Origin of the sequence: Pseudomonas sp. SMV7 (assembly GCF_052041995.1) — a bacterium.
Classification (GTDB): Bacteria; Pseudomonadota; Gammaproteobacteria; order Pseudomonadales; family Pseudomonadaceae; genus Aquipseudomonas.
This window is the reverse complement of the sequence record NZ_JBKGGT010000001.1, coordinates 300,050-324,697: the sequence shown is the minus strand read 5'-3', so window position 1 is coordinate 324,697 and position 24,648 is coordinate 300,050. Positions and strand designations below refer to the sequence as shown.

At 63.9% G+C, this 24,648-nt stretch carries 24 protein-coding genes; 16 read left to right on the top strand and 8 right to left on the bottom strand.

All coding sequences use genetic code 11. The annotated features are described in order from the left end of the window. Nucleotides 1–43 precede the first annotated feature (43 nt). On the bottom strand, nt 44–604 hold the full coding sequence (locus ACLEJP_RS01730) for a carboxymuconolactone decarboxylase family protein (protein WP_440804002.1): 561 nt from the start codon (nt 602–604) through the stop codon (nt 44–46). A gap of 102 nt (nt 605–706) precedes the next feature. On the opposite strand from ACLEJP_RS01730, the gene ACLEJP_RS01725 reads away from it, so the two are divergent. Beyond that, entirely contained in the window at nt 707–1,618 is a 912-nt protein-coding gene (locus ACLEJP_RS01725) for an AraC family transcriptional regulator (protein ID WP_440804000.1), read from the top strand. A 74-nt stretch (nt 1,619–1,692) separates the two neighbouring features. Here ACLEJP_RS01725 and ACLEJP_RS01720 read toward each other — a convergent pair whose 3' ends face one another. Next, nucleotides 1,693–3,099 (bottom strand): purine-cytosine permease family protein, encoded by a 1,407-nt coding sequence (locus ACLEJP_RS01720; RefSeq protein WP_440803998.1) that lies wholly within the window; start codon nt 3,097–3,099, stop codon nt 1,693–1,695. 317 nt (nt 3,100–3,416) lie between these two features. Between ACLEJP_RS01720 and ACLEJP_RS01715 the strand changes: the two genes are divergently transcribed. From ACLEJP_RS01715 to ACLEJP_RS01675, 9 genes are all read left to right on the top strand, one after another. Further along, entirely contained in the window at nt 3,417–3,902 is a 486-nt protein-coding gene (locus ACLEJP_RS01715) for a flavin reductase family protein (protein WP_440803996.1), read from the top strand. Nucleotides 3,903–3,985: 83 nt separating this feature from the next. Beyond that, nucleotides 3,986–5,026 carry an LLM class flavin-dependent oxidoreductase gene (locus tag ACLEJP_RS01710; RefSeq protein WP_440803994.1) on the top strand — a complete coding sequence of 347 codons (1,041 nt, stop codon included), beginning with the start codon at nt 3,986–3,988 and terminating at the stop codon, nt 5,024–5,026. Nucleotides 5,027–5,285: 259 nt separating this feature from the next. Further along, entirely contained in the window at nt 5,286–5,882 is a 597-nt protein-coding gene (locus ACLEJP_RS01705) for an amino acid synthesis family protein (RefSeq protein WP_003258678.1), read from the top strand. A gap of 63 nt (nt 5,883–5,945) precedes the next feature. Further along, nucleotides 5,946–6,779 carry an alpha/beta fold hydrolase gene (locus ACLEJP_RS01700; protein ID WP_440803992.1) on the top strand — a complete coding sequence of 278 codons (834 nt, stop codon included), beginning with the start codon at nt 5,946–5,948 and terminating at the stop codon, nt 6,777–6,779. Then, nucleotides 6,776–8,257, top strand: a complete 1,482-nt coding sequence (locus ACLEJP_RS01695; RefSeq protein WP_440803990.1) for an aldehyde dehydrogenase — start codon at nt 6,776–6,778, stop codon at nt 8,255–8,257. The genes ACLEJP_RS01700 and ACLEJP_RS01695 overlap by 4 nt, the downstream gene beginning before the upstream one ends. Before the next feature lie 13 nt (nt 8,258–8,270). Further along, on the top strand, nt 8,271–8,756 hold the full coding sequence (locus tag ACLEJP_RS01690) for a flavin reductase family protein (RefSeq protein WP_440803987.1): 486 nt from the start codon (nt 8,271–8,273) through the stop codon (nt 8,754–8,756). A 140-nt stretch (nt 8,757–8,896) separates the two neighbouring features. After that, nucleotides 8,897–9,286, top strand: a complete 390-nt coding sequence (locus ACLEJP_RS01685; RefSeq protein WP_170030291.1) for a carboxymuconolactone decarboxylase family protein — start codon at nt 8,897–8,899, stop codon at nt 9,284–9,286. A gap of 90 nt (nt 9,287–9,376) precedes the next feature. After that, complete coding sequence (locus ACLEJP_RS01680; RefSeq protein WP_225777442.1) at nt 9,377–10,129, top strand: GntR family transcriptional regulator; 753 nt, start codon at nt 9,377–9,379, stop codon at nt 10,127–10,129. A 2-nt stretch (nt 10,130–10,131) separates the two neighbouring features. Then, complete coding sequence (locus tag ACLEJP_RS01675; protein ID WP_225777441.1) at nt 10,132–10,695, top strand: NUDIX hydrolase; 564 nt, start codon at nt 10,132–10,134, stop codon at nt 10,693–10,695. Between the two features lie 42 nt (nt 10,696–10,737). Here ACLEJP_RS01675 and ACLEJP_RS01670 read toward each other — a convergent pair whose 3' ends face one another. After that, on the bottom strand, nt 10,738–11,370 hold the full coding sequence (locus tag ACLEJP_RS01670) for a LysE family translocator (RefSeq protein WP_440803983.1): 633 nt from the start codon (nt 11,368–11,370) through the stop codon (nt 10,738–10,740). A 70-nt stretch (nt 11,371–11,440) separates the two neighbouring features. Next, complete coding sequence (locus tag ACLEJP_RS01665; RefSeq protein ID WP_440803980.1) at nt 11,441–12,055, bottom strand: LysE family translocator; 615 nt, start codon at nt 12,053–12,055, stop codon at nt 11,441–11,443. 112 nt (nt 12,056–12,167) lie between these two features. Between ACLEJP_RS01665 and ACLEJP_RS01660 the strand changes: the two genes are divergently transcribed. Together ACLEJP_RS01660 and ACLEJP_RS01655 are read left to right on the top strand one after the other, a co-directional pair. Next, nucleotides 12,168–12,620, top strand: coding sequence for an Lrp/AsnC family transcriptional regulator (locus tag ACLEJP_RS01660; RefSeq protein ID WP_440803978.1), 453 nt, complete (start codon nt 12,168–12,170; stop codon nt 12,618–12,620). Between the two features lie 325 nt (nt 12,621–12,945). Further along, nucleotides 12,946–14,358: a purine-cytosine permease family protein gene (locus ACLEJP_RS01655; protein ID WP_440803975.1), complete on the top strand. Its 1,413-nt coding sequence runs from the start codon at nt 12,946–12,948 to the stop codon at nt 14,356–14,358. A 45-nt stretch (nt 14,359–14,403) separates the two neighbouring features. Here ACLEJP_RS01655 and ACLEJP_RS01650 read toward each other — a convergent pair whose 3' ends face one another. After that, nucleotides 14,404–15,108 carry an NrtR DNA-binding winged helix domain-containing protein gene (locus ACLEJP_RS01650; protein ID WP_440803973.1) on the bottom strand — a complete coding sequence of 235 codons (705 nt, stop codon included), beginning with the start codon at nt 15,106–15,108 and terminating at the stop codon, nt 14,404–14,406. A 139-nt stretch (nt 15,109–15,247) separates the two neighbouring features. Here ACLEJP_RS01650 and ACLEJP_RS01645 point away from each other — a divergent pair, with 139 nt between their 5' ends. Then, complete coding sequence (locus ACLEJP_RS01645) at nt 15,248–15,898, top strand: isochorismatase family protein (RefSeq protein WP_225777436.1); 651 nt, start codon at nt 15,248–15,250, stop codon at nt 15,896–15,898. Continuing rightward, nucleotides 15,895–17,094, top strand: coding sequence for a nicotinate phosphoribosyltransferase (pncB, locus tag ACLEJP_RS01640; RefSeq protein WP_440803971.1), 1,200 nt, complete (start codon nt 15,895–15,897; stop codon nt 17,092–17,094). Before ACLEJP_RS01645 ends, pncB begins: the two co-directional genes overlap by 4 nt. Here pncB and ACLEJP_RS01635 read toward each other — a convergent pair. Next, entirely contained in the window at nt 17,082–17,993 is a 912-nt protein-coding gene (locus ACLEJP_RS01635; protein WP_440803968.1) for a LysR family transcriptional regulator, read from the bottom strand. The two genes, pncB and ACLEJP_RS01635, sit on opposite strands and share 13 nt — an antisense overlap. 111 nt (nt 17,994–18,104) lie before the next feature. Here ACLEJP_RS01635 and ACLEJP_RS01630 point away from each other — a divergent pair, with 111 nt between their 5' ends. Together ACLEJP_RS01630 and ppnN are read left to right on the top strand one after the other, a co-directional pair. Further along, nucleotides 18,105–19,166: a YeiH family protein gene (locus tag ACLEJP_RS01630; RefSeq protein ID WP_440803966.1), complete on the top strand. Its 1,062-nt coding sequence runs from the start codon at nt 18,105–18,107 to the stop codon at nt 19,164–19,166. A gap of 132 nt (nt 19,167–19,298) precedes the next feature. After that, on the top strand, nt 19,299–20,672 hold the full coding sequence (gene ppnN, locus ACLEJP_RS01625; RefSeq protein WP_225777432.1) for a nucleotide 5'-monophosphate nucleosidase PpnN: 1,374 nt from the start codon (nt 19,299–19,301) through the stop codon (nt 20,670–20,672). 56 nt (nt 20,673–20,728) lie between these two features. On the opposite strand, the gene ACLEJP_RS01620 is transcribed toward ppnN, so the two are convergent. Next, on the bottom strand, nt 20,729–21,892 hold the full coding sequence (locus ACLEJP_RS01620; RefSeq protein WP_440803964.1) for a GGDEF domain-containing protein: 1,164 nt from the start codon (nt 21,890–21,892) through the stop codon (nt 20,729–20,731). 86 nt (nt 21,893–21,978) lie between these two features. Continuing rightward, the gene (locus ACLEJP_RS01615; RefSeq protein WP_440803962.1) at nt 21,979–24,546 is read right to left on the bottom strand and encodes a bifunctional diguanylate cyclase/phosphodiesterase; all 2,568 of its coding nucleotides are present in this window, start codon (nt 24,544–24,546) and stop codon (nt 21,979–21,981) included. Between the last annotated feature and the right edge of the window lie 102 nt (nt 24,547–24,648).

Here is a 24,648-nt window from a genome sequence, read left to right as displayed (position 1 = left end):
ACTCCTTTTGATATCGCAGGCGCCACCAGCGCCAGGCGCACAGTTACGCGGTTGGCTGCCAGCGGTACTTGCTCAGCTCGTCGTTGAGCGGCGTCTGGGCGAACACATTAGCAAAGTTGCACAGGGTTGCGAGGCTCACCCCCAGAATCACTTCCAGCGCGTTACCTTCGCTGAAACCGGCCGCGCGGAAGGCCTGATAGGTCGCCTCGCTGACGTTGCCACGGGTGGCGATCACTTCGCGGGCAAAAGCGGCCAGGGTTTCGTAACGCGCGTCCGGCAGTTCGCCACGGGCACGCAGGGCATCGACCACCTCCGCCGGCAGCTTGGCCTTGTTCAGCGCCACCGCCGTATGGCCGGCCACGCAGAAGTCACAGCCGTGCTGGGTGGCGGCAATCAGCTGCACCACTTCGCGCTCGGCCAGGCTCAGCTCGGCCTTGCCGTTGAGTGCCGAAACGGTCACGTAGGTTTCCAGTGCCGCCGGGGCGTTGGCCAGCACACCCAGCAGGTTGGGGATGAAGCCGGAATTCTTCTGCGCGTTCTCGAGGAACGGGCGGGCCGCTTCCGGGGCGCTCTGCAGGGTGTGTAAAGTAATGCGCGACGACATGCAGTAGTCTCCTTTGATAGGGGTCACTACAGTCTGTTGGTTATAAGAATTACCCTCCATATTCATCAGTCGCCTTTCCTTGCTCTTGAGTCTTTGCATTAGATGATTTCGTCCAGCCACCTTGTCGATTGGTTATTAGAGGGCCTGGAACTCGATGCCAGCCTGTTTCACGTCGGCCGCTACTGCGGCGGCTGGCACGCCAGCACCCAGGGCATGGGCCGCGCCAGCTTCCACCTGGTGGTACAGGGGCATTGCTGGCTGCACATCGACGGCCAGCCCGATGCCATACGCCTGGCGGCCGGCGATGCAGTGTTCCTGCTGCGCGACCTTGGCTATCGCCTGGCCAGCGAACCGGACCTGGCCGGTGCCTGTGCCCAGCCACGCCAGGCCATGCAGCCGCTGGATGCCGAAGCGGTCGATGGCGTAGGGCTGGTGTGTGGCTTCTTCCACTTCAAGCCGGGTTTGTCAGCGCTGATCGTCGAGGGCCTGGCCGACTGGATATTGCTGCGCGCCAACGAACCGGCCGGGCATGCGGCGCGGGCGTTGTTCGAGTTGATCCTGGAGGAATGCCGGCGCGCCGCCGGCCCGTCGCAAACGTTGCTGGAGCGCTTGACGCACCTGCTGTTCCTCTATGTGCTACGCCAACAGGTACATGCCGGGCAGCCACTGGGCGGGCTGGTCGCCCTCGCCCGCCAGCCGGCTTATGCCGAGCTGCTGGCGCAATTGATCGAGCACCCGGGGCAGGCCTGGACCCTGGAAAGCATGGCAGCCTGCACCGGGCTGTCACGTTCGGCATTTTTCAAGCGTTTCAATGAACTGGCCGGGCAGTCCCCGGGGCAGGTGCTGCTGGCGTTGCGCATGCGTCATGCCAGCCAGTTGCTGCAGGCCGGGCACACCGTGGAACAGGTGGGCGCACAGGTGGGGTATCAGTCGGTTGCGGCGTTTACCCGGGCGTTCGCCAAGGCGGTGGGGATACAGCCGGGGGCGTATCGCCGGCAGCATGAAGGTCGCTGAACACGACACTCCTCGACCGGCCCCTTCGCGGGCACGCCCGCGAAGGGCCGCAGCGCGGCCCCAGCAGGGTGCTGTCAGTCGTTGACACTCACGACCCGCCCTGCCTTCTCGCCTGCGCTGCCGCGAGTGGCCAGGCAGTAGTACAGCGGTACCGTCACCAGCAAGCCGAACAGCCAGGACAGGTCCGCCCCTTCGACGATGTTCGAGTACGGCCCCACGTACAGCGACGTATTGGCAAACGGCAATTGCACCAGGATGCCGCAGGCATAGGCAATGATTGCGTGGTGATTGAAGCGGCCATAGATACCGCCGTCGGCACGGAAGATCGAGGCGATGTCGTACTGGCCTTTCTTGATCAGGTAGAAGTCGATCAGGTTGATCGACGCCCAGGGTACCAGCACCAGCAACAAGGCCAGGATCAGGCCGATGAACTGGCCGATGAAGCCTGCCGAAGCATTCAGCGCCACCAGGCCGCAGCCCACCAGGATCACCGAAGCCAGCATTACCCGCACCTTGATGCTCGGTGTCCACGCCGCGGCGAAGGTCTGGATCGCGGTAACGATCGACAGCACCGCGCCATACAGGTTGAGGGCGTTGTGGCTGATGATGTTGAGCAGGAACAGCACCATCAGGATCGGGCCCAGCCAACCGGTGGCCTGCTTGACCGCATCCATCGCGTCGGTGCCTTCGGGCACGCACAGCACCGCCACGGCACCGAAGCTGAAGCACAGGATGGTGCCCAGGGTGGCGCCGAAGTAAGTTGCCCAGAACGGTCTGGCAATCCCCACCTCGCGCGGCAGGTAGCGCGAGTAGTCGGAGGTGTATGGCGAGAAGCTGATCTGCCAGATGGTGCCCAGCGACACCGTGGCGATGAAGCCCGACAGGTTGAATGCGCCACGGCTGAAGAAATCGGCCGGCAGCGCCTGGGCGAACATCATGATGAAGCCGGCCAGCAGCGCCGAGCCCATCACCCAGGTACCGATGCGGTTGAGAACGTGGATGAAACGGTAGCCGATCACGCCGATGGCAGTGGCGCTCAGCGCGCCGATCACGATCGCGCCCGGCATCGGCACGCCCGGGGCAATACCATGGATGGTCTTGCCCGCCAGGACGATGTTGGAAATGAAGAAACCGACATAGATCAGCGCGGTGAAGAACACGATCAGCAGCGCGCCGTAGCGCCCGAACTGGCCACGGCTCTGCACCATCTGCGGAATGCCCAGCTGCGGTCCCTGCGCAGAGGCCAGGGCGATCACCACGCCACCGGCAAGATGGCCCAGCACGATGGCGACCAGCCCCCACAGCAGGTTCAGGTGGAACACCTGGACCACCATGGCGCCGGTGACGATGGGCAGTGGCGCGATGTTGGTACTGAACCAGAGGGTGAACAGGTCGCGCGCCTTCCCGTGGCGCTCGGCAGGTGGCACGTAATCGACCGTGTGGTTCTCGACAAACGGGTGTTGCGACGACGGTTGGGACATAGGATTTCAGCTCGAAAGGTCGTTTTTATCTTTGTAAGGAAACCGCATCAAGGCGGCCTCTCAGCTGCGGACCATATTATGGTATTCCAAACTTTTGACAACACTGATCCGCAGGAAAAACGGCCCACTGATCCGTTTTGCGAACCCTGGCAACAGCCCGATTTGCCGCCGCAAGCCACGTTTTTCGCGGCCTTGGCCGTTCATCGCGCTAACCGGGCGGGTGAAAATTCCGCTTGCAAAATAGGTATTACGGTATACCATCAGACACATCAATCATAAAAACCGCGGACCACCGCTGCCCCTCAGAGGTACACCCGATGATCGATGCAACTGTCTACAAGCACGTCCTGGGCTCCTTCCCGTCCGGCGTCACCGTCATCACCACCCTGGACGACGACGGCTCGGTCGTCGGCCTGACTGCCAGCGCCTTCTCCTCGCTGTCGATGGACCCACCACTGGTGCTGTTCTGCCCCAACTACAGCTCCGACTCCTACCCTGTGCTGATCCGCCAGAAGCGCTTCGCCATCCACCTGCTCTCCGGTGAACAGCAAGCCGAAGCCTATGCGTTCGCCAAGAAAGGCAAGGACAAGGCCAGCGGCCTCGAATGGACCCTGAGTGAACTGGGCAACCCGATCCTGGCCGGCGCCACTGCGGTCATCGAGTGCGAACTGTGGCGTGAATATGAAGGTGGCGACCACGCCATCATGGTCGGCAAGGTGCACAACCTGATCGTCCCGGCAGAGGCGCCACGGCCGATGGTGTACTGCCGCGGCAAGATGGCCAGCCTGCCTGCCTTTGCCTGAGCCCTGCAGCCAGACGCAAGCCCGCCCCACACTGAAGCCCGCCCCACCGACGGGCGAAAACAACAAGCGTTGAGGAAAGCCCCATGAAATTTTCGTTGTTCGTGCACATGGAACGTTGGGATGAACAGGTCAGCCACCGCCAGCTGTTCGAAGACCTGACCGAACTGACCCTGATGGCCGAAGACGGCGGTTTCAGCACCGTATGGATTGGTGAACACCACGCCATGGAATACACCATTTCGCCAAGCCCGATGCCATTGCTGGCCTACCTGGCCGCACGCACCGAAAAGATCCGCCTGGGCGCCGGCACCATCATCGCGCCGTTCTGGAACCCGATCCGGGTCGCCGGCGAATGCGCCCTGCTCGACGTGATCAGCAAGGGTCGGATGGAAGTGGGCCTGGCCCGAGGCGCCTACCAGTTCGAATTCGACCGCATGGCCGGTGGCATGCCGGCCACCGACGGCGGCAAGGCCCTGCGCGAAATGGTGCCGGCGGTGCGCAAGCTGTGGGAAGGCGACTACGCCCATGACGGCGAAGTGTACAAGTTCCCCACCTCCACCAGCGTGCCGAAGCCTTACAACGCCGTCCCGCCGATGTGGATCGCCGCCCGCGACCCGGACTCGCACAACTTTGCGGTGGCCAACGGCTGCAACGTGATGGTGACGCCGTTGATGAAGGGCGACGAGGAAGTGCTGGACCTGAAGAACAAGTTCCAGGCCGCCCTCGACAACAACCCGGGCGTGCCGCGCCCACAACTGATGGTGCTGCGCCACACCCATGTGCACAGCCCGGCCGAGCCGGATGGCTGGAAGGTCGGCGCCCAGGCCATCTCGCGCTTCTATCGCACCTTCGATGCCTGGTTCGGCAACAAGACCACCCCGGTCAACGGGTTCCTTGAGCCAAGCCCGGAGTCGAAGTTTGCCGAAGTGCCGGCGTTCGAGCTGGAGAACATCCGCAAGAACACCATGATCGGCACCCCGGAAGAGATCATCGCGCGCATCAGGTACTACCAGGCGCTTGGCGTCGACGAGTTCAGTTTCTGGTGCGACAACAGCCTGCCGCATGCCGAGAAGAAGAAGTCGCTCGAGCTGTTCATCAAGGAAGTGGTGCCGGCGTTCGCCTGAATTCCCTTTGCCTGAATTATTGCGGGATGCGCCCGCTTGCGTGGGTCTGCGTGGCCTGCGGGAGCGGGTTTTTTTTGGTGTGTACGGCGAGGGTCTTGTGGGGAGGCCGGCGCTCGATCTCGGCGACACCGCAAGCCCCATGGCATCCCCTCGCCCGCTCATCCCCTCGCCAGAGAAATTTCGCGCCCCCTCTTGCACAACAAATATTATGGTATACCATCAGACAACAAGAGCTGATAACCCTCACCAGGAGCCATCCATGAGTTTCGAAATCCGCAAGATCGTCACCTACTCCGAAGAGACCCGCATCGAAGGCGGCAAGGCCACTGACAAGCCGGTGACCATGGTCGGCCTGGCCGTGGTGATCAAGAACCCCTGGGCCGGTCGCGGTTTCGTTGAGGATCTGAAGCCGGAAATCCGTGCCAACTGCTCGGACCTGGGGGCCCTGATGGTCGAGCGCCTGACTGCCGCCATCGGTGGCGCCGACAAGATCGAAGCCTATGGCAAAGCGGCCGTGGTCGGCGCCGATGGCGAAATCGAACACGCTTCGGCGGTGATCCACACCCTGCGCTTCGGCAACCACTACCGCGAAGCGGTGCAGGCCAAGAGCTACCTGAGCTTCACCAACAAGCGCGGCGGCCCGGGCACGTCGATCCAGATCCCGATGATGCAGAAGGACGACGAAGGCCTGCGTTCGCATTACATCACCCTGGAAATGCAGATCGAGGACGCCCCGCGCGCCGATGAAATCGTCGTGGTCCTGGGCGCTTCCGACGGTGGCCGCCTGCACCCGCGTATCGGCAACCGCTACATCGACCTGGAAGAACTGGCTGCCGAAAAAGCCAACGCTCAATAACAACAACCAGGACGGGGCGTGACGTACCTGCCCGCCGCGCCCGCCCCTGAAGGAGCGCCCTCCATGATTCAGCCTGTTGCTGAACGCACCCCCGCCGGCACCAGCTACCTGTCCGTTGGCCAGGGCCAACCCGTGGTACTGATCCATGGCGTGGGCCTGAACAAGGAAATGTGGGGCGGTCAGTTCGTTGGCCTGGCCAACGACTACCGCGTCATCGCCTACGACATGCTCGGCCACGGCCAAAGCGCCCTGCCGGCCGCCGACATCGGCCTGGAAGGTTATGCCGCCCAGCTTGCCGAGCTGCTCGACCACCTGCAGATCACCCAGGCCACCGTGATCGGCTTCTCCATGGGTGGCCTGGTCGCCCGCGCGTTCGCCCTGCATCACCCGCAGCGCCTGGCCGCGCTGGTGATACTCAACAGCGTGTTCAACCGCACCCCCGAACAGAGTGCCGGGGTTATCGCCCGCGCCGCCCAGGCGGCCGAGCAAGGCCCCGACGCCAATGTCGACGCCGCGCTCGACCGCTGGTTCAGCCGTGAATACAAGGCTGCCAACCCGGCGCAGGTCGCCGCCATCCGCCAGGTCCTGGCCAGCAACGACCCGCAGGGCTACCACACCACGTATTCGCTGTTCGCCACCCAGGACATGTACCGCGCCGCCGACCTGGGCAGCATCCAGGTGCCGACGCTGATCGCCACCGGCGAACTCGACTCGGGCTCCACCCCGGCCATGGCCCGCCAGCTCGCTGCCAGCATTCCGGGGGCGCACTGTGTGGTCCTCGCCGAGCAACGGCATATGATGCCGGTGGAAGCACCGCGCGAAGTCAACAAGATGCTGCTGGACTTCCTCGCACAAGCGCGCACCCTCACCGAATCCGCCAAGGGGATTGTTGCATGACCCTCGTTCGTTTCCAGATGTGCATCGACGGCCAATGGCGCGATGCCCAGAGCGGCAAGACCTTCGACAGCCTCAACCCGGCCACCGCCCAGGCCTGGGCGCAGTTGCCCGACGCCGACGAAGCCGATGTGGAGCTGGCCGTGCAGGCCGCCCAGCGGGCCTTCGACAGCCAGCAATGGCGCAGCATCAGCGCCACCGCGCGCGGCAAGCTGCTGCGCCGCCTGGGCGACCTGATTGCCGAGAACAAGGAGCACCTGGCCCAGCTGGAAAGCCGTGACAACGGCAAGCTGATCCGCGAAACCCGCGGCCAGGTCGGCTACCTGCCGGAGTTCTTCCACTACACCGCAGGCCTGGCCGACAAGCTTGAAGGCGGCACCCTGCCGCTGGACAAGCCCGACCTGTTCGCCTACACCGTGCACGAGCCGATCGGCGTGGTGGCCGGGATCATCCCGTGGAACAGCCCGCTGTACCTCACCGCGATCAAGCTGGCGCCGGCCCTGGCCGCCGGCAATACCATCGTGCTCAAGCCGTCCGAGCACGCTTCGGCGACCATCCTCGAGCTGGCCCGCCTGGCCCTCGAAGCCGGCTTCCCGCCGGGCGTGGTCAACGTGGTCACCGGCTACGGCCCGAGCACCGGCGCGGCGCTGACCCGCCACCCGCTGGTGCGCAAGATCGCCTTCACCGGCGGCGCCGCCACCGCCCGCCACGTGGTGCGCAGCAGTGCCGAGAACTTCGCCAAGCTGTCGCTGGAGCTGGGCGGCAAGTCGCCGAACATCATCTTCGCCGACGCCGACCTGGACAGCGCCATCAACGGTGCCGTGGCCGGTATCTATGCCGCCTCCGGGCAAAGCTGCGTGGCCGGCTCGCGCCTGCTGGTGCAGGACGAGATCTTCGACGAGTTCGTCGCCCGCCTGATCGCCCGCGCCAAGCGCATTCGTATCGGCAACCCGCAGGACGATGCCAGCGAAATGGGCCCGATGGCTACCGCGCAACAACTGGCCGTGGTCGAAGGCCTGGTGGCGGCGGCCAAGGCCGAAGGTGCCAGGCTGCACATGGGCGGCAAACGTGCCGAGGTCGAAGGTGACGGCTGGTTCTACGAGCCGACCCTGTTCGAGTGCGACAGCAACTCGATGACCATCATGCAGGAAGAAGTATTCGGCCCGGTTGCTGCGGTGATCCGCTTCAAGACCGAAGAAGAAGCCCTGGCCATCGCCAACGACTCGCAGTTCGGCCTGGCCGCCGGTATCTGGACCCGCGACCTGGGCCGTGCGCATCGCCTGGCCCGCGACGTGCGTTCGGGAATCATCTGGGTCAATACCTACCGCGCCGTCTCGGCCATGGCACCGATCGGCGGCTTCAAGAACAGCGGCTACGGCCGTGAGAGCGGCATCGATTCGGTGCTGGCCTATACCGAGCTGAAGACGGTGTGGATCAACCTGTCCACCGCGCCCATGCCCGATCCCTTTGTCATGCGCTAGGAGAACTGCGTCCATGATCGAACCCGGCATCTACAAAGACGTGATGGGCTCCTTCCCGTCCGGCGTCACGGTGGTCACCACCCTGGACGCCGACGGCGCCATCGTCGGCATCACCGCCAGCGCGTTCAGCGCGTTGTCGATCGACCCGGCACTGGTGCTGTTCTGCCCCAACTACGCCTCCGACACCTACCCGATCCTGCGTGACAGCAAGCAGTTCGCCATTCATCTGCTGTCTGCCGAGCAGACCGCCGAGGCCTACGCGTTCGCCGGCAAGGGCAAGGACAAGGCCAAAGGCATCGAGTGGCACCTGAGCGAGCTGGGCAATCCGCTGCTGACCAAGGCCACGGCGATCATCGAATGCGAACTGTGGCGCGAATACGATGGCGGCGACCACGCGATCATCGTCGGCGCGGTGAAGAACCTGGTGCTGCCGGCCGAGCCGGTGACACCGATGGTCTACCACAAGGGCAAGCTGGGCGCGCTGCCGCCATTGGGCTGAGACACCTCATTGGCTTCTTCGCGGGCTCGCCCGCTGCCACAGGTCCTGCACAGGTTTCAGTATCTATGCGCTCCCTGTGGGAGCCGGCAAGCCCGCGAAGAAGCCCACACCGATGCCCCTATTTTTCCGGAGCACTGCCCATGAGCACTGAAAAGTACGAGAAAGGCCTGCAGATCCGCACCCAGGTACTGGGCGAGGAATACGTCAATCGCTCAATCCAGAACGCCGACGCGTTCACCCAGCCACTGCAGGAGTTGGTCACCGAGTACTGCTGGGGCCACGTCTGGGGCCGTGAAGGCTTGTCGCTGAAAGAGCGCAGCATGATAAACTTGGCCATGATTTCCGCGCTCAACCGGCCCCACGAGCTCAAGCTGCACATTCGCGGCGCCTTGCGTAACGGCCTGAGCCGTGAACAGATTCGCGAGATCCTGCTCCAGGTCGGCATTTATTGCGGCGTGCCCGCGGCGGTGGACAGCTTCCGCCTGGCCCGCGAAGCGTTCGCTGAAGCCGATGCGGAGTCAACCCGTTAACACCGGGCTGTTCGAACCCATGCAAGGAGCACCCGAGGTTCGTGGTGCTGTTGCAGTTGCGGTCGGGCAGCCTCTTTCAGAGCGCACTCGATGAAACGCCTGCCACTCGACGACAGCTTCAAGGTCAACCGCAACCCCGTTACCCTGCGCGAAATCGTGCTCGACAAGCTGCGCGCCGCGATCATGAACTTCCACCTGCTGCCAGGCGACCGCCTGGTCGAGCGCGACCTCTGCGACCGCCTCGGCGTCAGCCGCACCTCGGTACGCGAGGCCCTGCGTCACCTGGAGTCGGAAGGCCTGGTGGAGTTCGCCGACGCCAAGGGTCCGCGCGTGGCCATCATCACCCTCGAAGACGCCCGCGACATCTATGAACTGCGCTGCGTGCTCGAAGGCCTGATCGTGCAACTGTTCACCCTCAACGCCAAGGCCAAGGACATCCGCGCCCTGGAGCGCGCCCTGGAGGTCAACCGCGAGGCCCTCGAGGACGGCGAGCTGCAACAGGTGCTGGATTCGGTACAAGGCTTCTACGATGTGCTGCTGGAGGGCTCCGGCAACCAGGTGGCGGCCCAGCAGCTGCGCCAGTTGCAGGCGCGCATCAGCTACCTGCGCGCTACCTCGGTTTCACAGGAAAACCGCCGCGGCGCCAGTAACCGGGAAATGGAAAAGATCGTCGAGGCGATCAAGAGCGGCGACCCGCTGCTGGCCCACCAGGCCTCGGTCGATCACGTCCGCGCCGCAGCCAAGGTGGCCCTGGACTACCTGCGCCAGAAGCAGGACGACAACACCAAGGTGCGCGACATCGTCGAGCCCCTGGCCCTCAAGGAACCCCGCATAGGCCGCTGACCATGCCCAACGCCCCGCGCTACTGCCCGCACTGCACCACGGAACTGGCCCGGGGCGTTCCCACAGGCGACACTCACGAACGCCTGCACTGCACCGGCTGCGGCTACATCCACTACATCAACCCGAAGATCATCGCCGGCTGCATCATCGAGCGCGATGGCAAGTACCTGCTATGCCAGCGTGCCATCCCACCGCGCCCGGGCACCTGGACCTTGCCCGCCGGCTTCATGGAGGCCGGCGAGACCACCGAACAGGCAGCCTTGCGCGAAGTCTGGGAAGAAACCGGCGTGCGCGCCGAGATCGTCTCGCCGTACTCGATCTTCAGCGTGCCGAAGATCAGCGAGGTGTACATCATCTTCCGCGCCATCGCCACCGAGGAAACCGGGCAATACGGGGCGGAAACACTGGCCTGCAAGTTCTTCGAGCCGGACGAGGTGCCCTGGGACGACATCTATTACCCGGCGATCCGGCAGATTCTGGAGCGCTACATCCTTGAGCGGCAGGCTGGGGTGTACGGCATCTACATGGGCAATGACGACACCGGCAAGGTGCACTTCATTCGCTAGCCTGTGCCGGCCTCTCATCCCCAGCCATCCGCAGGCCCACGTTCAGCGCCGCCCCTCGGCCAGCATGCGCACGGCCAGGCCCGCCAGCACCGTGCCCATCAGCCAGCGTTGTACCTGTTGCCACAAGGGACGCCCGGCCAGGAACACCGCAATCGACCCGGCCATGAGCGCGATCAGGGCATTCACCGTGACGCTGATGGTGATCTGCGTCGAACCCAGCACCAGCGACTGCCACAGCACGCTGCCATGGCCAGGCTCGATGAACTGCGGCATCAGCGACAGGTACATGACGGCGATCTTGGGATTGAGCAGGCTGGTGGCAAAACCCATGGTGAACAGCCGCCGTGGGCTGTCGGCCGGCAGCTCGCGAACCTGGAATGGCGAACGCCCGCCAGGGCGCAGCGCCTGCCAGGCCAGGTACAACAGGTACAGCGCGCCGCCGATACGCAGCGCGTCGTAGGCAAACGGCACCGCCATCACCAGGGCGGTGATACCGAGTGCGGCGCAGACCATGTAGATGACGAAGCCCAGGGCCACACCGCCCAGCGAGATCAGCCCGGCCTTGCGGCCCTGGCAGATCGAGCGGGAAATCAGGTAGATCATGTTCGGCCCGGGAGTCAGGACCATGCCGAGGCAGATCAGGGCGAAGGTGAGCAGTTGCGCGGTGTCGGGCATGGGCACGTCCTGCTTGTGCGATGAAGTGTTGCGAGTTTATCCGAGGCCGTGCCTGTCGTCTGCTTCGATCTCACCCCACCTGCCCGGCGATCAAGCCCACGGCCACCGCGATCATCGCTACCCCGGAAACCCGCCCGACCAGCTTCGCCGCCTGTGGCCGGGTGCTCAGCACGGTCTTGGCGCCATAGCCGACCAGCGAGTAGATCACCAGCGAACTGCACAAGTGCACCAGCCCCAGCAGCAGTATCTGCAACGGTACCGGCCAGCTCGACTGCGGGTCGGTGAATTGCGGCAGCAAGGCCAGGAACAGCAGGAACACCTTCGGGTTGAGGCCACTGACGCAAAACCCCTTGAAGGCCCAGCGCGACCCCGATTCCCCCGCCCCACCCTGCCCGGCCGACGGCAATGCCGGGCTCAGCAGCAGGTTGCCACCCAGCCACAGCAGGTAGCCGCACCCCGCCAGGGTCAGCAAGGTCAGCGCCAGCGGGTGGCCCGCCAGCAGGCTGCCGACCCCGGCCGCCACCAGCAAAGTCGCCAGGAAATGCCCGGATAACATCCCCGCGACCGCAGGCATTACCCAGCGCCCGCGCATGCCCGCCGAAATGGCATAGGCCCAGTCCGCACCGGGGGTCATCACGAACAGCATCGACACGGCCCAGAACGCCGTCAGAACACTGAGAGCCACTTGAATCTTCCTTCTTCCACTGCTTTGGGATGAACAAAGATTACGTATTCCGCCGGAGCATTTTCTTTCGTATATTCCCCCTCAGCCACCAATTACTGGAAGATTCTTCCCAATGGACAGGACCGATCGAAAAATACTTGCCGAGCTGCAAAAAGATGGTCGGCTATCGGTGACCGAACTGGCCGACCGCGTCGGGCTCAGCCTGTCGCCTTGCCACCGGCGCTTGAAGGCACTGGAAGAAAACGGCGCGATACTGGGCTATCACGCCCGCTTGGCACCCAGTGCCCTGGGCCTGAACTTTGCCGCCCTGGTATTCGTGACCCTGCGCGAAGTCACCCGCCAGCCGGTGGCGGACTTTGAAGCAGCCTTGGCCGAGATCCCACAGATCGTCGAAGCGCAACGGCTGTTTGGCGACCCGGATTACCTCCTGCATGTGGTGGCCAGGGACTTGCCGGCATTCCAGAAGCTGTACGACGAGCAGCTGACCAGCATTCCCAATGTAAAACGCTTGAGTTCGACCCTGGTGATGAAAGAGGTGATCCAGGATCGCTTGTTGCCGATGTAGCGGTTGGCTTCTGCTGCGGGCTTCCCTTCACCACCTTTTCAGCTGCCCCGCAAAGGCGCACAGCGCACCACCACAGCCCAGCGCAAACCGCCCGCCAGCCACCCACCCCGTCTACTCCAGGCCCTCCCGCCCAGTGGCATTCTTCTTGCTGCCGTCACCTGCTTAAGCTTTTGTCAGCCTTAGGTTTTTTAAGGTTTATGGGTACATATTTACTAATTTCTCGTTATCCCCGCGCCCCGCATCATCACTCCAACAAGAACGCGTCGCCCTTCGTCGGCACGCCCCCGGGCAGTTCCCGATGCCCTACCTTGCCTTGGAGTCAGTCATGACCAGTGCAGCCAATTCGGCACCCTTGATAGAAAAACACACGATCGGCTATGTGCCCCCGCAAGACCGCCATGGAAAGGTAAGGGATCTGTTCACCCTGTGGTTCGGCGGCAACATCGCGCCGCTGCCCATCGTTACCGGCGCATTGGGCGTGCAGCTGTTCCAGCTGAACCTGCTGTGGGGTGTGGTCGCCATCCTGGTCGGCCATTTGCTTGGCGGCGTACTGATGGCGCTGCACTCGGCCCAGGGCCCGCAGATGGGCATCCCGCAGATGATCCAGAGCCGCGCCCAGTTCGGCTCGCTCGGCGCGTTGCTGGTGGTGGTGATCGCCGGGGTCATGTACATCGGCTTCTTCGCCTCCAACATCGTCCTCGCCGGCAAGTCGCTGCACGGTGTGGTGGCTGCCGTGCCCGTGCCGGTGGGCATCGTCATCGGTGCACTGGGCTCGGGCATCATCGGCATCATCGGCTACCGCTTCATCCATGTGCTCAACCGCATCGGCACCTGGGTGCTGGGCATCGGCATCGTGGTCGGCTTCGGCTACATCTTCAGCCATGTGCAAAGTGACGACTTCCTCACCCGCGGCGGCTTCAACCTGGCCGGCTGGCTGGCCACCGTGTCGCTGGCGGCGCTGTGGCAGATCGCCTTCGCCCCGTACGTGTCGGACTATTCGCGCTACCTGCCGGCCGACGTCAAGGTCAGCGCGACGTTCTGGACCACCTACCTGGGTTCTGCGCTGGGTTCGAGCCTGTCGTTCATCTTCGGCGCCGTGGCGGTACTGGCGCTCCCGGCCGGCATGGACACCATGGACGCCGTCAAACTGGCCACCGGGACCCTCGGGCCGCTCATGCTGGTGCTGTTCCTGCTCAGCGTGATCAGCCACAACGCCCTCAACCTGTATGGTGCGGTACTGTCGATCATCACCCTGGTGCAAACCTTTGCCTACCGCTGGATCCCCACCGCCAACAGCCGTGCGGTGCTGTCACTGCTGGTGCTGAGCGCCTGCTGCGTAGTGGCGGTGTTCGCCTCGGCAGACTTCATCGGCCACTTCGTCGACATGGTGCTGGTGTTGCTGGTAGTGCTGGTACCGTGGACGGCGATCAACCTGATCGACTTCTACGCCATTCACAAGGGTGACTACGACATCCAGTCGATCTTCCAGGTCGACGGTGGCATCTACGGGCGTTACAACCCGCAGGCGCTGGTTGCCTATGCGGTGGGCATCGTGGTGCAGATCCCGTTCATGAACACGCCGCTGTATGTCGGGCCGATTGCCGAGCACATCAACGGCGCAGACCTGTCGTGGCTGGTGGGCCTGGCGATCACTTCGCCGCTTTACTGGTGGCTGGCCAGCCGCGACAGCGCCTACCGCCGTCGCCAGGCCGGTGCCAAGGTCGCCATGGGGCATTGACCCCTGCTGCGGTAGATCAGCACCAAAGGGTGAGCGGCAAGCCAGTCAGGCGCCCTCGGGCAACAGGCTACGGTCGAACATGAACGCCCGCTCACCCTGCGGCGTATAGGCATACAACTGCTGCGGTCGCCCCAGCCGCGGCTGATGCTTCTCCCCGGTATCCCTCACCCACCCCAGCTCGCGCAAACGCTCCAGCCGTTTGCGCAGCGAGGTGTTGTTCACCGCCTGGCCCAGGCAGGCCTGCACGGCCCCCAGCGCATCCAGCACGGTGAACTTCTCTGCCAGCAGGTACAGCGGCAGGCTGCTGTACACCGTCTTCGCGGCAAGGCGCTCGCGGGCGCGGCCGACCAGCAGGTTATGGTCGAACGGTAGCAGCACCTTGCGCTCCAGCACGCTGTCCAGATCGAAGAACGCCAGCTGCTCGCCCTCGACCTGCTGTTGCGGGTCGAGCAGCGCCAGGTAGAAGGTGCTCAACGACCAGCCCCTGGGGTCACGGAAGGCATTGCCTTCGGTACCCACCTGCTCCAGATAACGCGGCGATACCCGGGCCTTTTCGCGCAGGGCCCGCTCGGCAGCGCCTTCCAGGCTGGTGTCAGGGGTTCGGCCATTGACGATAACCCCGGGCAAGGCCCACTGGCCGGCATGCGGTTCTCGCTCACGACGGTGCAACAACACTTGCAGATGCTGCGCTTCAGGGGCCATGCGCAGGGCGACGATATCGACGCTGGCCAGGACTTCGGTGCTACTCACGGGATGGCTCCGCTCGGGAATTCGCCTATATTCCACCAGAGATGCTAAGTAGTACAAGCATAATCCCTAAAACAAAAAGCGCTTGACACACTTAATACACCAGGTGAATTATATTGCTATCCCAGCAAGGAGAACCGCCATGAAGATCGCCAGCTTCGATGTCGATGCGCAAAATGGCTTCACCGCCAACGCCCCGCAAGAGCTACCCGTGCCCGAAGGTGACGAAATCGTGGCGGATCTGAATGCCATGGCGCTGCGCGCCGACCTGCGCCTGGGCAGCAAGGACGCTCATCCAGCCAATGCCGCCTGGGTGGTCGCCGACCACGCCGACATGTTGCAGCCGCTACAGCTGGCCGATGCCGACCTGACCTGGGTCAGCCACTGCGTACCCGGCACCGCGGGTTTCGAACTGCTGCCCGGCCTGCCCGCGCCCATCGATTATGATTACTTCGTCTGGAAAGGCGTCGAGCCCGACCTGCACCCCTACGGCGCCTGTTACCACGACCTGGCCGAGCGCCGCTCCACCGGGGTGATCGAATACCTCAAGGTACACCAGGTGGGCGCGGTGATCGTTGGCGGCCTGGCCCTGGACTACTGTGTCAGGACCACCGCCCGGCAACTGCGCCAGGCCGGCTTCCAGGTGCTGCTGTACCTGCCGGCCTGCCGCGCGCTCACCCAGGCGGGCGCGATCGAGGCGTGTGGTGCGCTGGCCGCCGAGGGCGTGATCCTCTGCGGCGACGAAGCGGCACTCGACCACCAGCTTGCCCGAATCAAGGAAGACCGCCCATGAGCGATAGCGTTTTCGGCCCACGTATCATCCAGAATCTGCTGGATACCGACTTCTACAAGATCACCATGATGCAGGCTGTGCTGCACAACTACCCCAACGCCGAGGTGGAGTGGGAGTTCCGCTGCCGCAACAACGAGAACCTCGCCCCCTACCTGGCGGAGATCCGCTACCAGGTGGAACAGCTGGCCGAGGTCAGCGTCACCCACGACCAACTCGCCTACCTGGAGAAAATCCCCTTCATCAAGGCGGATTTCATCCGTTTTCTCAGCCTGTTCCGCTTCAACCTGCGCTATGTGCAGGTGTACCTGGATGACGCCGGGCAACTGGCGATCCGTGTGCGTGGGCCATGGCTGCACGTGATTCTCTACGAAATCCCGCTGCTGGCGATCATCAGCGAGGTGCGCAACCGCTACCGCTACCGCGAGGTGGTGATCGAGCAGGTGCGCGAGCGCCTGTATCAGAAACTCGACTGGCTGAAAGCCGAAGCCAGCGCGGATGAACTGGGCGGTTTCCAACTCGCCGACTTCGGCACCCGGCGGCGCTTTTCCTACCGGGTGCAGGAAGAGGTGGTACACATCCTCAAGCGTGACTTCCCGGGCCGCTTTGTCGGTACCAGCAATGTCCACCTGGCCCGGGAGTACCAGCTCAAACCGATCGGCACCATGGCCCACGAATGGTTCATGGCCCACCAGCAGCTCGGCCCGCGGCTGGTCGACAGCCAGGCTGCCGCGCTGGAATGCTGGGTGCGGGAATACCGCGGGTTGCTCGGCATCGCCCTGACCGATTGCATCACCATGGACGCGTTCCTCGGCGACTTCGACCTGTACTTTGCCAAGCTGTTCGATGGCCTGCGGCACGACTCGGGCGACCCGTTGGTTTGGGCGGAAAAGGCCATTGCGCACTATGAGCGACTGGGGATCGACCCGAAGAGCAAGACGCTGATCTTTTCCGACGGGTTGGACTTTGCCAAGGCGCTGGGGTTGTACCGGGCGCTGCATGAGCGGATCAATGTGAGCTTTGGCATCGGTACCCGGCTGACGTGCGACATTCCAGATGTGGAACCGATGAACATCGTGATCAAGATGACCGCCTGCAACGGCGCGCCGGTAGCCAAGATTTCCGACAGCCCGGGCAAGACCCAGTGCCGCGATGAGAACTTCGTGGCTTACCTGAAGCATGTCTTTCAGGTGAACTGAGGCCCGTGTTGCCAACGCTCCTCTGACTGCCCTGCACACAACTCCAGAAAGCGCGCCGCCGCTCGCGACGGCGTCGCTGCATGCGGCACCAGGATGGAAAACCGCCGCACCAGCGCTTGCGGCGCAACCTGCAACCGGCGTAGCGCACCGTCTTCGTGGCGGATCGACATCGCCGACACGAAACCGATGCCCATCCCGGCCCGCACCGCCTCCTTCACCCCTTCCACCCCGGCAATTTCCAGCGCCACGCGCATCGCCACGCCACTGCGGGCAAAGGCCCGCTCGACGATCTGTCGCACGCCCGAGCCGCTTTCGCGCAACACCAGCGGGTAAGCCCCCAGCGCGGCCAGCGTCTGCGGGTCGCTGCCGGCCAGCGGATGCCCACGCGGCACGATGGCTACGATCTCGTCTTGCCGCCACGCCGTCACTGCCGTGCCCAATGGCAACTCCTGCCCAGGTGGGCCTTCGATCAGGGCGATATCAACGCTGTCCAGCGCAGCGACGATTTCCGCCGTGTTGCCATGGGAGGTGCTGACCTGCACCTCCGGGTAGCGGGCATGGAAATCGGCAATCAGGTACGGCAACAGGTAGCTGGCCGGCGTGGTACTGGCGCCGATGCGCAGGGTCCCACGCTCCAGCCCGCGCATGGCCTCGCGCAGCGCCTGGGCCTGGCGGAAGGTTTCGCGCAGCCGCTCGGCATGGGCCAGCAGCTGTTCACCGGCCGCGGTCAGCCGCACGCCGCGGCCGGCGCGTTGGTAGAGGGGCTCGCCAAAAGTCGCCTGCAGCAGTTTGAGCTGGCCTGACACCGCCGGTTGCGACAGGTGCAGGGCCTGGGCCGCATGGCTGATGTTGCCATGCTCGGCAACGGTGGCGAATGTTATCAGCTGTTCCGGGGTCATGAATTAAAAATATCAGCTTTGCGGATACTTGCCATTCCAAATTACGATTTTTTATAAGCTTATAACCGGATTAACGTAAGCCATGTCGAAACACCTTCCCGGAGGACTCACATGGCCACGGTACCGTCCAACCCCGCTATTGCACCTACCCTCTCCACCCGCGGGCGGCTCAATGGCATTCTGTTCGTCGCGCTGTTCGCGCTTGCGGTCACCCAGCTGGCCGCCCTGCCTGCCATCGCCAGCCTCGGTATCAGCCCGCTGATCGTCGGTATCGTCGCCGGTGCGCTGTACGCCAACGCGCTGCGCGACGGGGTACCCGCAAGCTGGGCGGCAGGCATCAACTTCTCCGCGCGCGGCCTGTTGCGCATTGCCGTTGCCTTCTTCGGCCTGCGGGTCAGCCTGCAGGAAATCGCCGAAGTCGGCTGGGCGGGGCTCATCGTGTCCGTGCTGGTGGTGGGCAGCACCCTGCTGATCGGCTTGTGGTGCGGCATGAAGGTGTTCAAGCTGGACCGCGACAGCGCCTTGCTGACCGCTGCAGGCAGCGCCATCTGCGGCGCCGCCGCGGTACTGGCGTTCGAATCGGCCCTGCGCAGCGCCCCGCACAAGAGTGCCATGGCGGTCGGTAGCGTGGTGCTGTTCGGCACCCTGTCGATGTTCCTCTACCCGTTGGCGATCAACGCCGGCTGGCTGCAGCTGGATACCCTCGGCGCTGGCCTGTTCCTCGGTGGCACCCTTCACGAGGTGGCGCAGGTGGTTGGCGCGGCCAGCAATGTCAGCGCCGATGCCACGCATATCGCCACGATCGTCAAGATGACCCGGGTGATGCTGCTGGTGCCGGTGCTGTTGCTGGCGGGGCTGTGGATCAGCCGCACACGCCAGCCGGGCCAGGCACAAGGCAACGGGCGCATTGCCATGCCCTGGTTCGCCTTCGGCTTTCTTGCACTGGTGCTGGTCAATTCCTTTCAGTTGCTGCCGGGCGGCGTGACACAAGCCATCAACAGCCTGGATACCTTCGCCCTGACCATGGCCATGACCGCACTGGGCATGGAAACGCGCTTCAGCCAGATCCGCCAGGCCGGGCCGCGAGCACTGGCCACCGGGGCGATCCTGAACCTGTGGCTGATCGGGGGTGGGCTGGCAATCACCTTCGGCGTACAGAAGTTGCTGGGATGAGCTGACTCCGGGTTTACCCGCGCAGTCGCCACCCGGGTCTCAAGCTTTTTTGGTATTCCCCTCGTTGCCGCTCAAATTTCTCGGTATGGTGTGGTCAAAGAAGGATGTTTTACCCGCACAGGAAAGACTTAGATGCCCCAACGCCATGTCATCAATGCATCCGTCAGCCCCAAAGGCAGCCTGGAGACGCTGTCCCAACGTGAAGTGCAGCAACTGAGTGAAGTTGGTACCGGTAGCCTTTACACCCTGTTCCGCCAGTGCGCCCTGGCCATCCTCAACACCGGCGCCCATGTCGACAATGCCAAGACCATCCTCGAGGCCTACCAGGACTTCGAGGTACGTATCCACCAACAGGACCGGGGCGTGCGCCTGGAATTGCTGAATGCCCCAGCCGACGCCTTCGTCGATGGCGAGATGATCGCCAGCACCCGTGAAATGCTGTTCAGCGCCCTGCGCGACATCGTCTACACCGAAAGCGAGCTGGCCAGCCAGCGCATCGACCTGGAAAGCTCCCAGGGCATCACCGACTATGTGTTCCACCTGCTGCGCAACGCCCGCACCCTGCGCCCGGGCGTGGAGCCGAAGATGGTGGTGTGCTGGGGCGGCCATTCGATCAGCAGCGAGGAATACCAGTACACCAAGAAGGTCGGCCACGAACTGGGCCTGCGCAAACTGGACGTGTGCACCGGCTGCGGCCCGGGCGTGATGAAGGGCCCGATGAAAGGCGCAACCATTGCCCACGCCAAGCAGCGCATGCACGGCAGCCGCTACCTGGGCCTTACCGAGCCAGGGATCATCGCTGCCGAGGCTCCCAACCCGATCGTCAACGAACTGGTGATCCTGCCGGACATCGAGAAGCGCCTGGAAGCCTTCGTCCGTGTCGGCCACGGCATCATCATCTTCCCGGGCGGTGCCGGTACGGCCGAGGAATTCCTCTACTTGCTGGGCATCCTCATGCACCCGGACAACCAGGGCCTGCCGTTCCCGGTGGTGCTCACCGGCCCGCGCAGCGCCGAGCCGTACCTGCAACAATTGCACGCCTTCGTCGGCGCCACGCTTGGTGAAGCGGCGCATCGCCTGTACCAGATCATCATCGACGACCCGGCGGAAGTGGCCCGACACATGGTCGAAGGGCTCAAGGAGGTCAAACAGTTCCGCCGTGAGCGCAACGATGCGTTCCATTTCAACTGGCTGTTGAAAATCGAAGAAAGCTTCCAGCGCCCGTTCGACCCGACCCACCAGGCCATGGCCGACCTGGAGCTGCGGCGCGATCTGCCCGCCCATGAACTGGCCGCCAACCTGCGCCGGGCCTTCTCCGGCATTGTCGCAGGCAACGTCAAGGACAAGGGCATCCGCCTGATCGAGGAACACGGGCCGTACCAGATCCGTGGCGACAGCGCCGTGCTGGACCCACTGGGCCGGCTGCTGCAGGCGTTCGTCGACCAGCACCGGATGAAACTGCCTGGCGGCGCGGCGTATGTCCCGTGCTACCAGGTGGTGACCTGATCCCGGCTACGCCGGACCATTGATCCGCCCTCGGCAGAAGGCCTTGCTCAAGGCCCTCAGCCGAGGTCGGCCATCGGCCTTTCGACAAAACGGATACTGTCCCGTCCACTGCGCTTGGACTGGTACAACGCCACATCGCCCTGCTCGATCAGCGCCGCCAGGCTTGCCGGCGGCTGATCGAACAGGTTGGCACCGATGCTCAAGGTGACGGGCTGCGGCGTCGGTGCCGTGTTACCGGCAAACTGCTGGAACTGCTCACGCAGCAACCCGCCCAGTTCCAGCACCCGTTCACTGCTCGTGCCCCATAGCAGAATGACGAACTCATCGCCACCCAGGCGTGCTGCCAGCGAGCGCTCGGGCAGCAGCGTGCGGATCATCTCGCCCAGGGCAACCAGCAAGCGGTCGCCTGCCACATGCCCGTGCAGGTCGTTGACCAGTTTGAAATTATCGATGTCGATCAGCAGCAAGGCCCCGGGCTGCGCCGGGTTCACGTCCTTGAAGAACTGCCCTGCGCGCACCTCCAGGGCCCGCCGGTTATACAGCGCGGTCAACGGGTCGCGCGCTGCCAGCCGGGCGATCCGCTCCTCGCGCCGGTAGCGCACAGTGCCGGTCATGGACAAGGCGATCAGCATGATCGCCATCGTCCCCTCCACCAGGGAAACCTGGATGATCAGCCCGCCGAAGGTGGCCAGGTCAATCAGCGTACCCGGGGTGATGGCGATGATCGCCTTGCCCAGGTAGAACAGCCCATGCACCAGCAATACATAGCGCAACTGTACCGCGCCAACGCTCAGCGACCGGCCGTGCGGGCGCAACAACAGGCTGGCCTTGAGCGTCAGCAGTGCTACCAGCAACGAGTTGGCCATCAGCATCACGTTCGACCACTGTGGCCCGACGGGTAACAGCAGCAAGGCGAACCACAGCGGGACTACCAGCAACCAGCGACGTGACAGGCGCACCTGGGTGAAGCGCAATACGCCCACCAGGAACAGCCCGTGCGCCACCACCAGCAAGCCGTTGGCGAACCAGATGCCGATCAGCAGCAGACCGATGCCGCGCAGCAAGGCCAGGGTCGAACCGACGGTGATGGTGGCAAAGCCTGCGCTCCAGAACAGCAGCGACGGCTCGCGGACACTGCGCCATTCGATCGCCAGGTACAACGCCGCGGCAGCAGCCAAGGCGATCGAAATGGTCAGCATCGTGGGTGGATCAAGCGCCATGGACGGATTGGCCTGTCTGGTTAACGAGGAAAAGGCCCGATTGTATGCGCTCGCGATGACTTTTCAGAGAGGCCACTTACGCGTGGTCAAGATGGATCCACCTTCTGGGAGATCTCCCGGGGTTCGATGTCGACCGCGCCCAGCAGCGCCAGTAATACCTGGTTTTCCACCGGCCTGCTCAGCAGGTAGCCCTGCACTTCATGGCACTGGTCATCATTGAGCAGTGCCAACTGCTCCGCAGTCTCCACGCCTTCGGCCGTGACCGTCATGCCCATCGCGTTGCCCAGGTTGATGATAGCCTGCACCACGCTGCGGTCACTGCTGCTGGTGCCCAACGACTGGACGAAGCGTTTGTCGATCTTGATGCTGTCGAACGGGTAGGTACGCAGGTAACCCAGGGAGGAATAGCCGGTACCGAAGTCATCGATGTTCAGGCGTACCCCCAGCTCCTTCAACGCATTCATGGTCTGCAGGGCACCTTCCACGTCATTGAGCATGACGTTCTCGGTAATCTCCAGCTCCAGGCGGTGGGCAGGCAGGCCGGTGTGCCGCAGTGCGTCAGCCACGTCCCGCACCACGTCGCTGCGGCTGAACTGGGCCGGCGACATGTTGACCGAGACCAGGATCTCCAGCGGCCAGCCACGCGCCAGCCTGCACGCCTCCTGGAGTACCCAGTTGCCCAGTTGCACGATCAGGTCGGACTCCTCGGCCAGGGCAATGAAGCAGTCCGGCCGCAGCAGGCCGAGCCGTGGATGTTGCCAGCGCACCAGCGCCTCGGCAGAGGCCACCGTTACCCCGTCCACCTTGAAGCGCGGCTGGAAATGCAAGCGCAGCTCGCCACGGGCGATGCCTTCGCGCAATTCACGCTCCAGCTCGCGTTTTTCCAGCAATGCCGAGTTCAACTGTGCCGAGAAGTAGCGCCAGGTATGCTTGCCGGCCTGTTTCGCGCTGTACAAGGCGACATCGGCATAACGGATCAGGTCACTGGCGGAGCCGGGGTATTCTGCGGACAACACCACCCCGAGGCTGACCCCGACCTGAACCTTGTGTTGCTCGAAGGTAATCGGGCGCTTGAGGGTTTCGATGACCCGCGCGCAAAAGCGGTCCACTTCATCGTGTTTGCCCGGCCGGGCCAGCACGATGACGAACTCGTCTCCGCCCAGGCGTGCCACCAGGTCAGTGTCGCGGGTCACCTGGCCCAGCCGGCGGGCCACTTCGATCAGCACGGCGTCCCCGGCCGGGTGGCCGAGGCTGTCGTTGATCGGCTTGAAATTGTCCAGGTCGAGCATCAGCAACGCCTGCTCCCCGCCCCTGGCATCCTCCAGAAAGCGGAACAGCTTGTTGCGGTTGGGCAGGCCGGTAAGCGCATCGTGCAACGACAGGTGCTGGACCTGCGCATGGGCCGCCACTTCGTCGGTGATGTCCGTGCAGGTGCCGCGGAAACCCCGGCAGATCTTGTGTTCGATGATGGCCTTGGCAGCGATCCGGCACTCCCGGCGTTGCTCCTGATGATCCCGGTACTGGCAACGCAGGTTGCCGGTCGATTCGCTGCCGGCGAGGCTGTGCAGCCAGGTCTCGACCTGGCCGGTGTCACAATCGAACAGGTCGCTGATGGGGCGTTGCAGCCAACGCTCCAGGGGATGCCCGGTCAGCTCGGTAAAGCGCGGTGAAAGATAGGTCAGGCGCTGCTGCGCATCGGTTTCCCAGATCCAGTCCGATGCTGCCTCGGCCACTGCCTTGAAGCGCGCTTCACTGGACTCCAGGGCGGCTTTCGAGGCCGCCAGCGCGTGGTGGCTACGGTCCATGCTGGCGGTGGCGCGCATGGCATGGCGGGCGAACAGCAGCATGACCACAGCGATGATCAGCAACGCCAGGGCCAGGGGCAACAGGACCGTCTTGAGCAGCTCCTTCCCCGGCTGCTCGATATGCCAGGTCAGGGCGTAGCCACTGTCCTCCAGCGGCAAACGCCCCTGGTCTGCCTGCACCTGGCTTGCGGCAACCACGGCAAAGCCGGCCAACCCGGCAGAGCGCCCCAGTTGACCGAGCACCTTCGGGCTGAGCACCCGCACGAAGACCAGCACTGCGCCGGAGGCCGGCAGCGGCTGCGCGGCCGAGGATGGGCGGATGACCGCTGCGGTGAACAGCGCCGGCTGGCCATCGAACACCAGGTAGCCGGAGGCCGCCTGTTGCGCCTGCGTCGTCGCCTGCCGGGCCCGTTGCAGAACCTGGGCACGGCTGCCGCTGTAGCGTTCGAAGCGTTGTTCGCTGAGATGCCCTTCCAGCATCGCGTAGTGGGTGCCATCGTCCCCCAGGACGAACACCCCTTCATAGCCGTCAGTGCTGTAGAGCGTCTCGCCCAGGTTGTCCTCGTCGTAGGCCCAGTGCCGGTCCACGCGGCCAGCCAGGTGATCGTATGCGGCTTGCCACACGGCATAGGAGACCAGGTAGTTGCGTTCGTTCTTCTGCAATTGAGCCAGTGCCGACTCGGCGTGAAACCGGCTCTGCGTTCGTTCGCGCGCATCCAGTGACTCGGCGATGCGGTACAAGGAAACCAGGCCCAGCAGCAAAATCAACAACAGCAGGCTGGAAAAGACCAGCGTCAATTGCCGAACCACCTGACTGCGCGACGAATTACTGCCGAAGGTTGCATCCATTCAGTGGGCGCCTTTTACCGTGTTCCAGAGAGTGGACTGCCAGCAGTTGGCTGCTGATCGATCCGGTCGACGACCGGACGCCAGTTTCCCGGGAAGTCATGC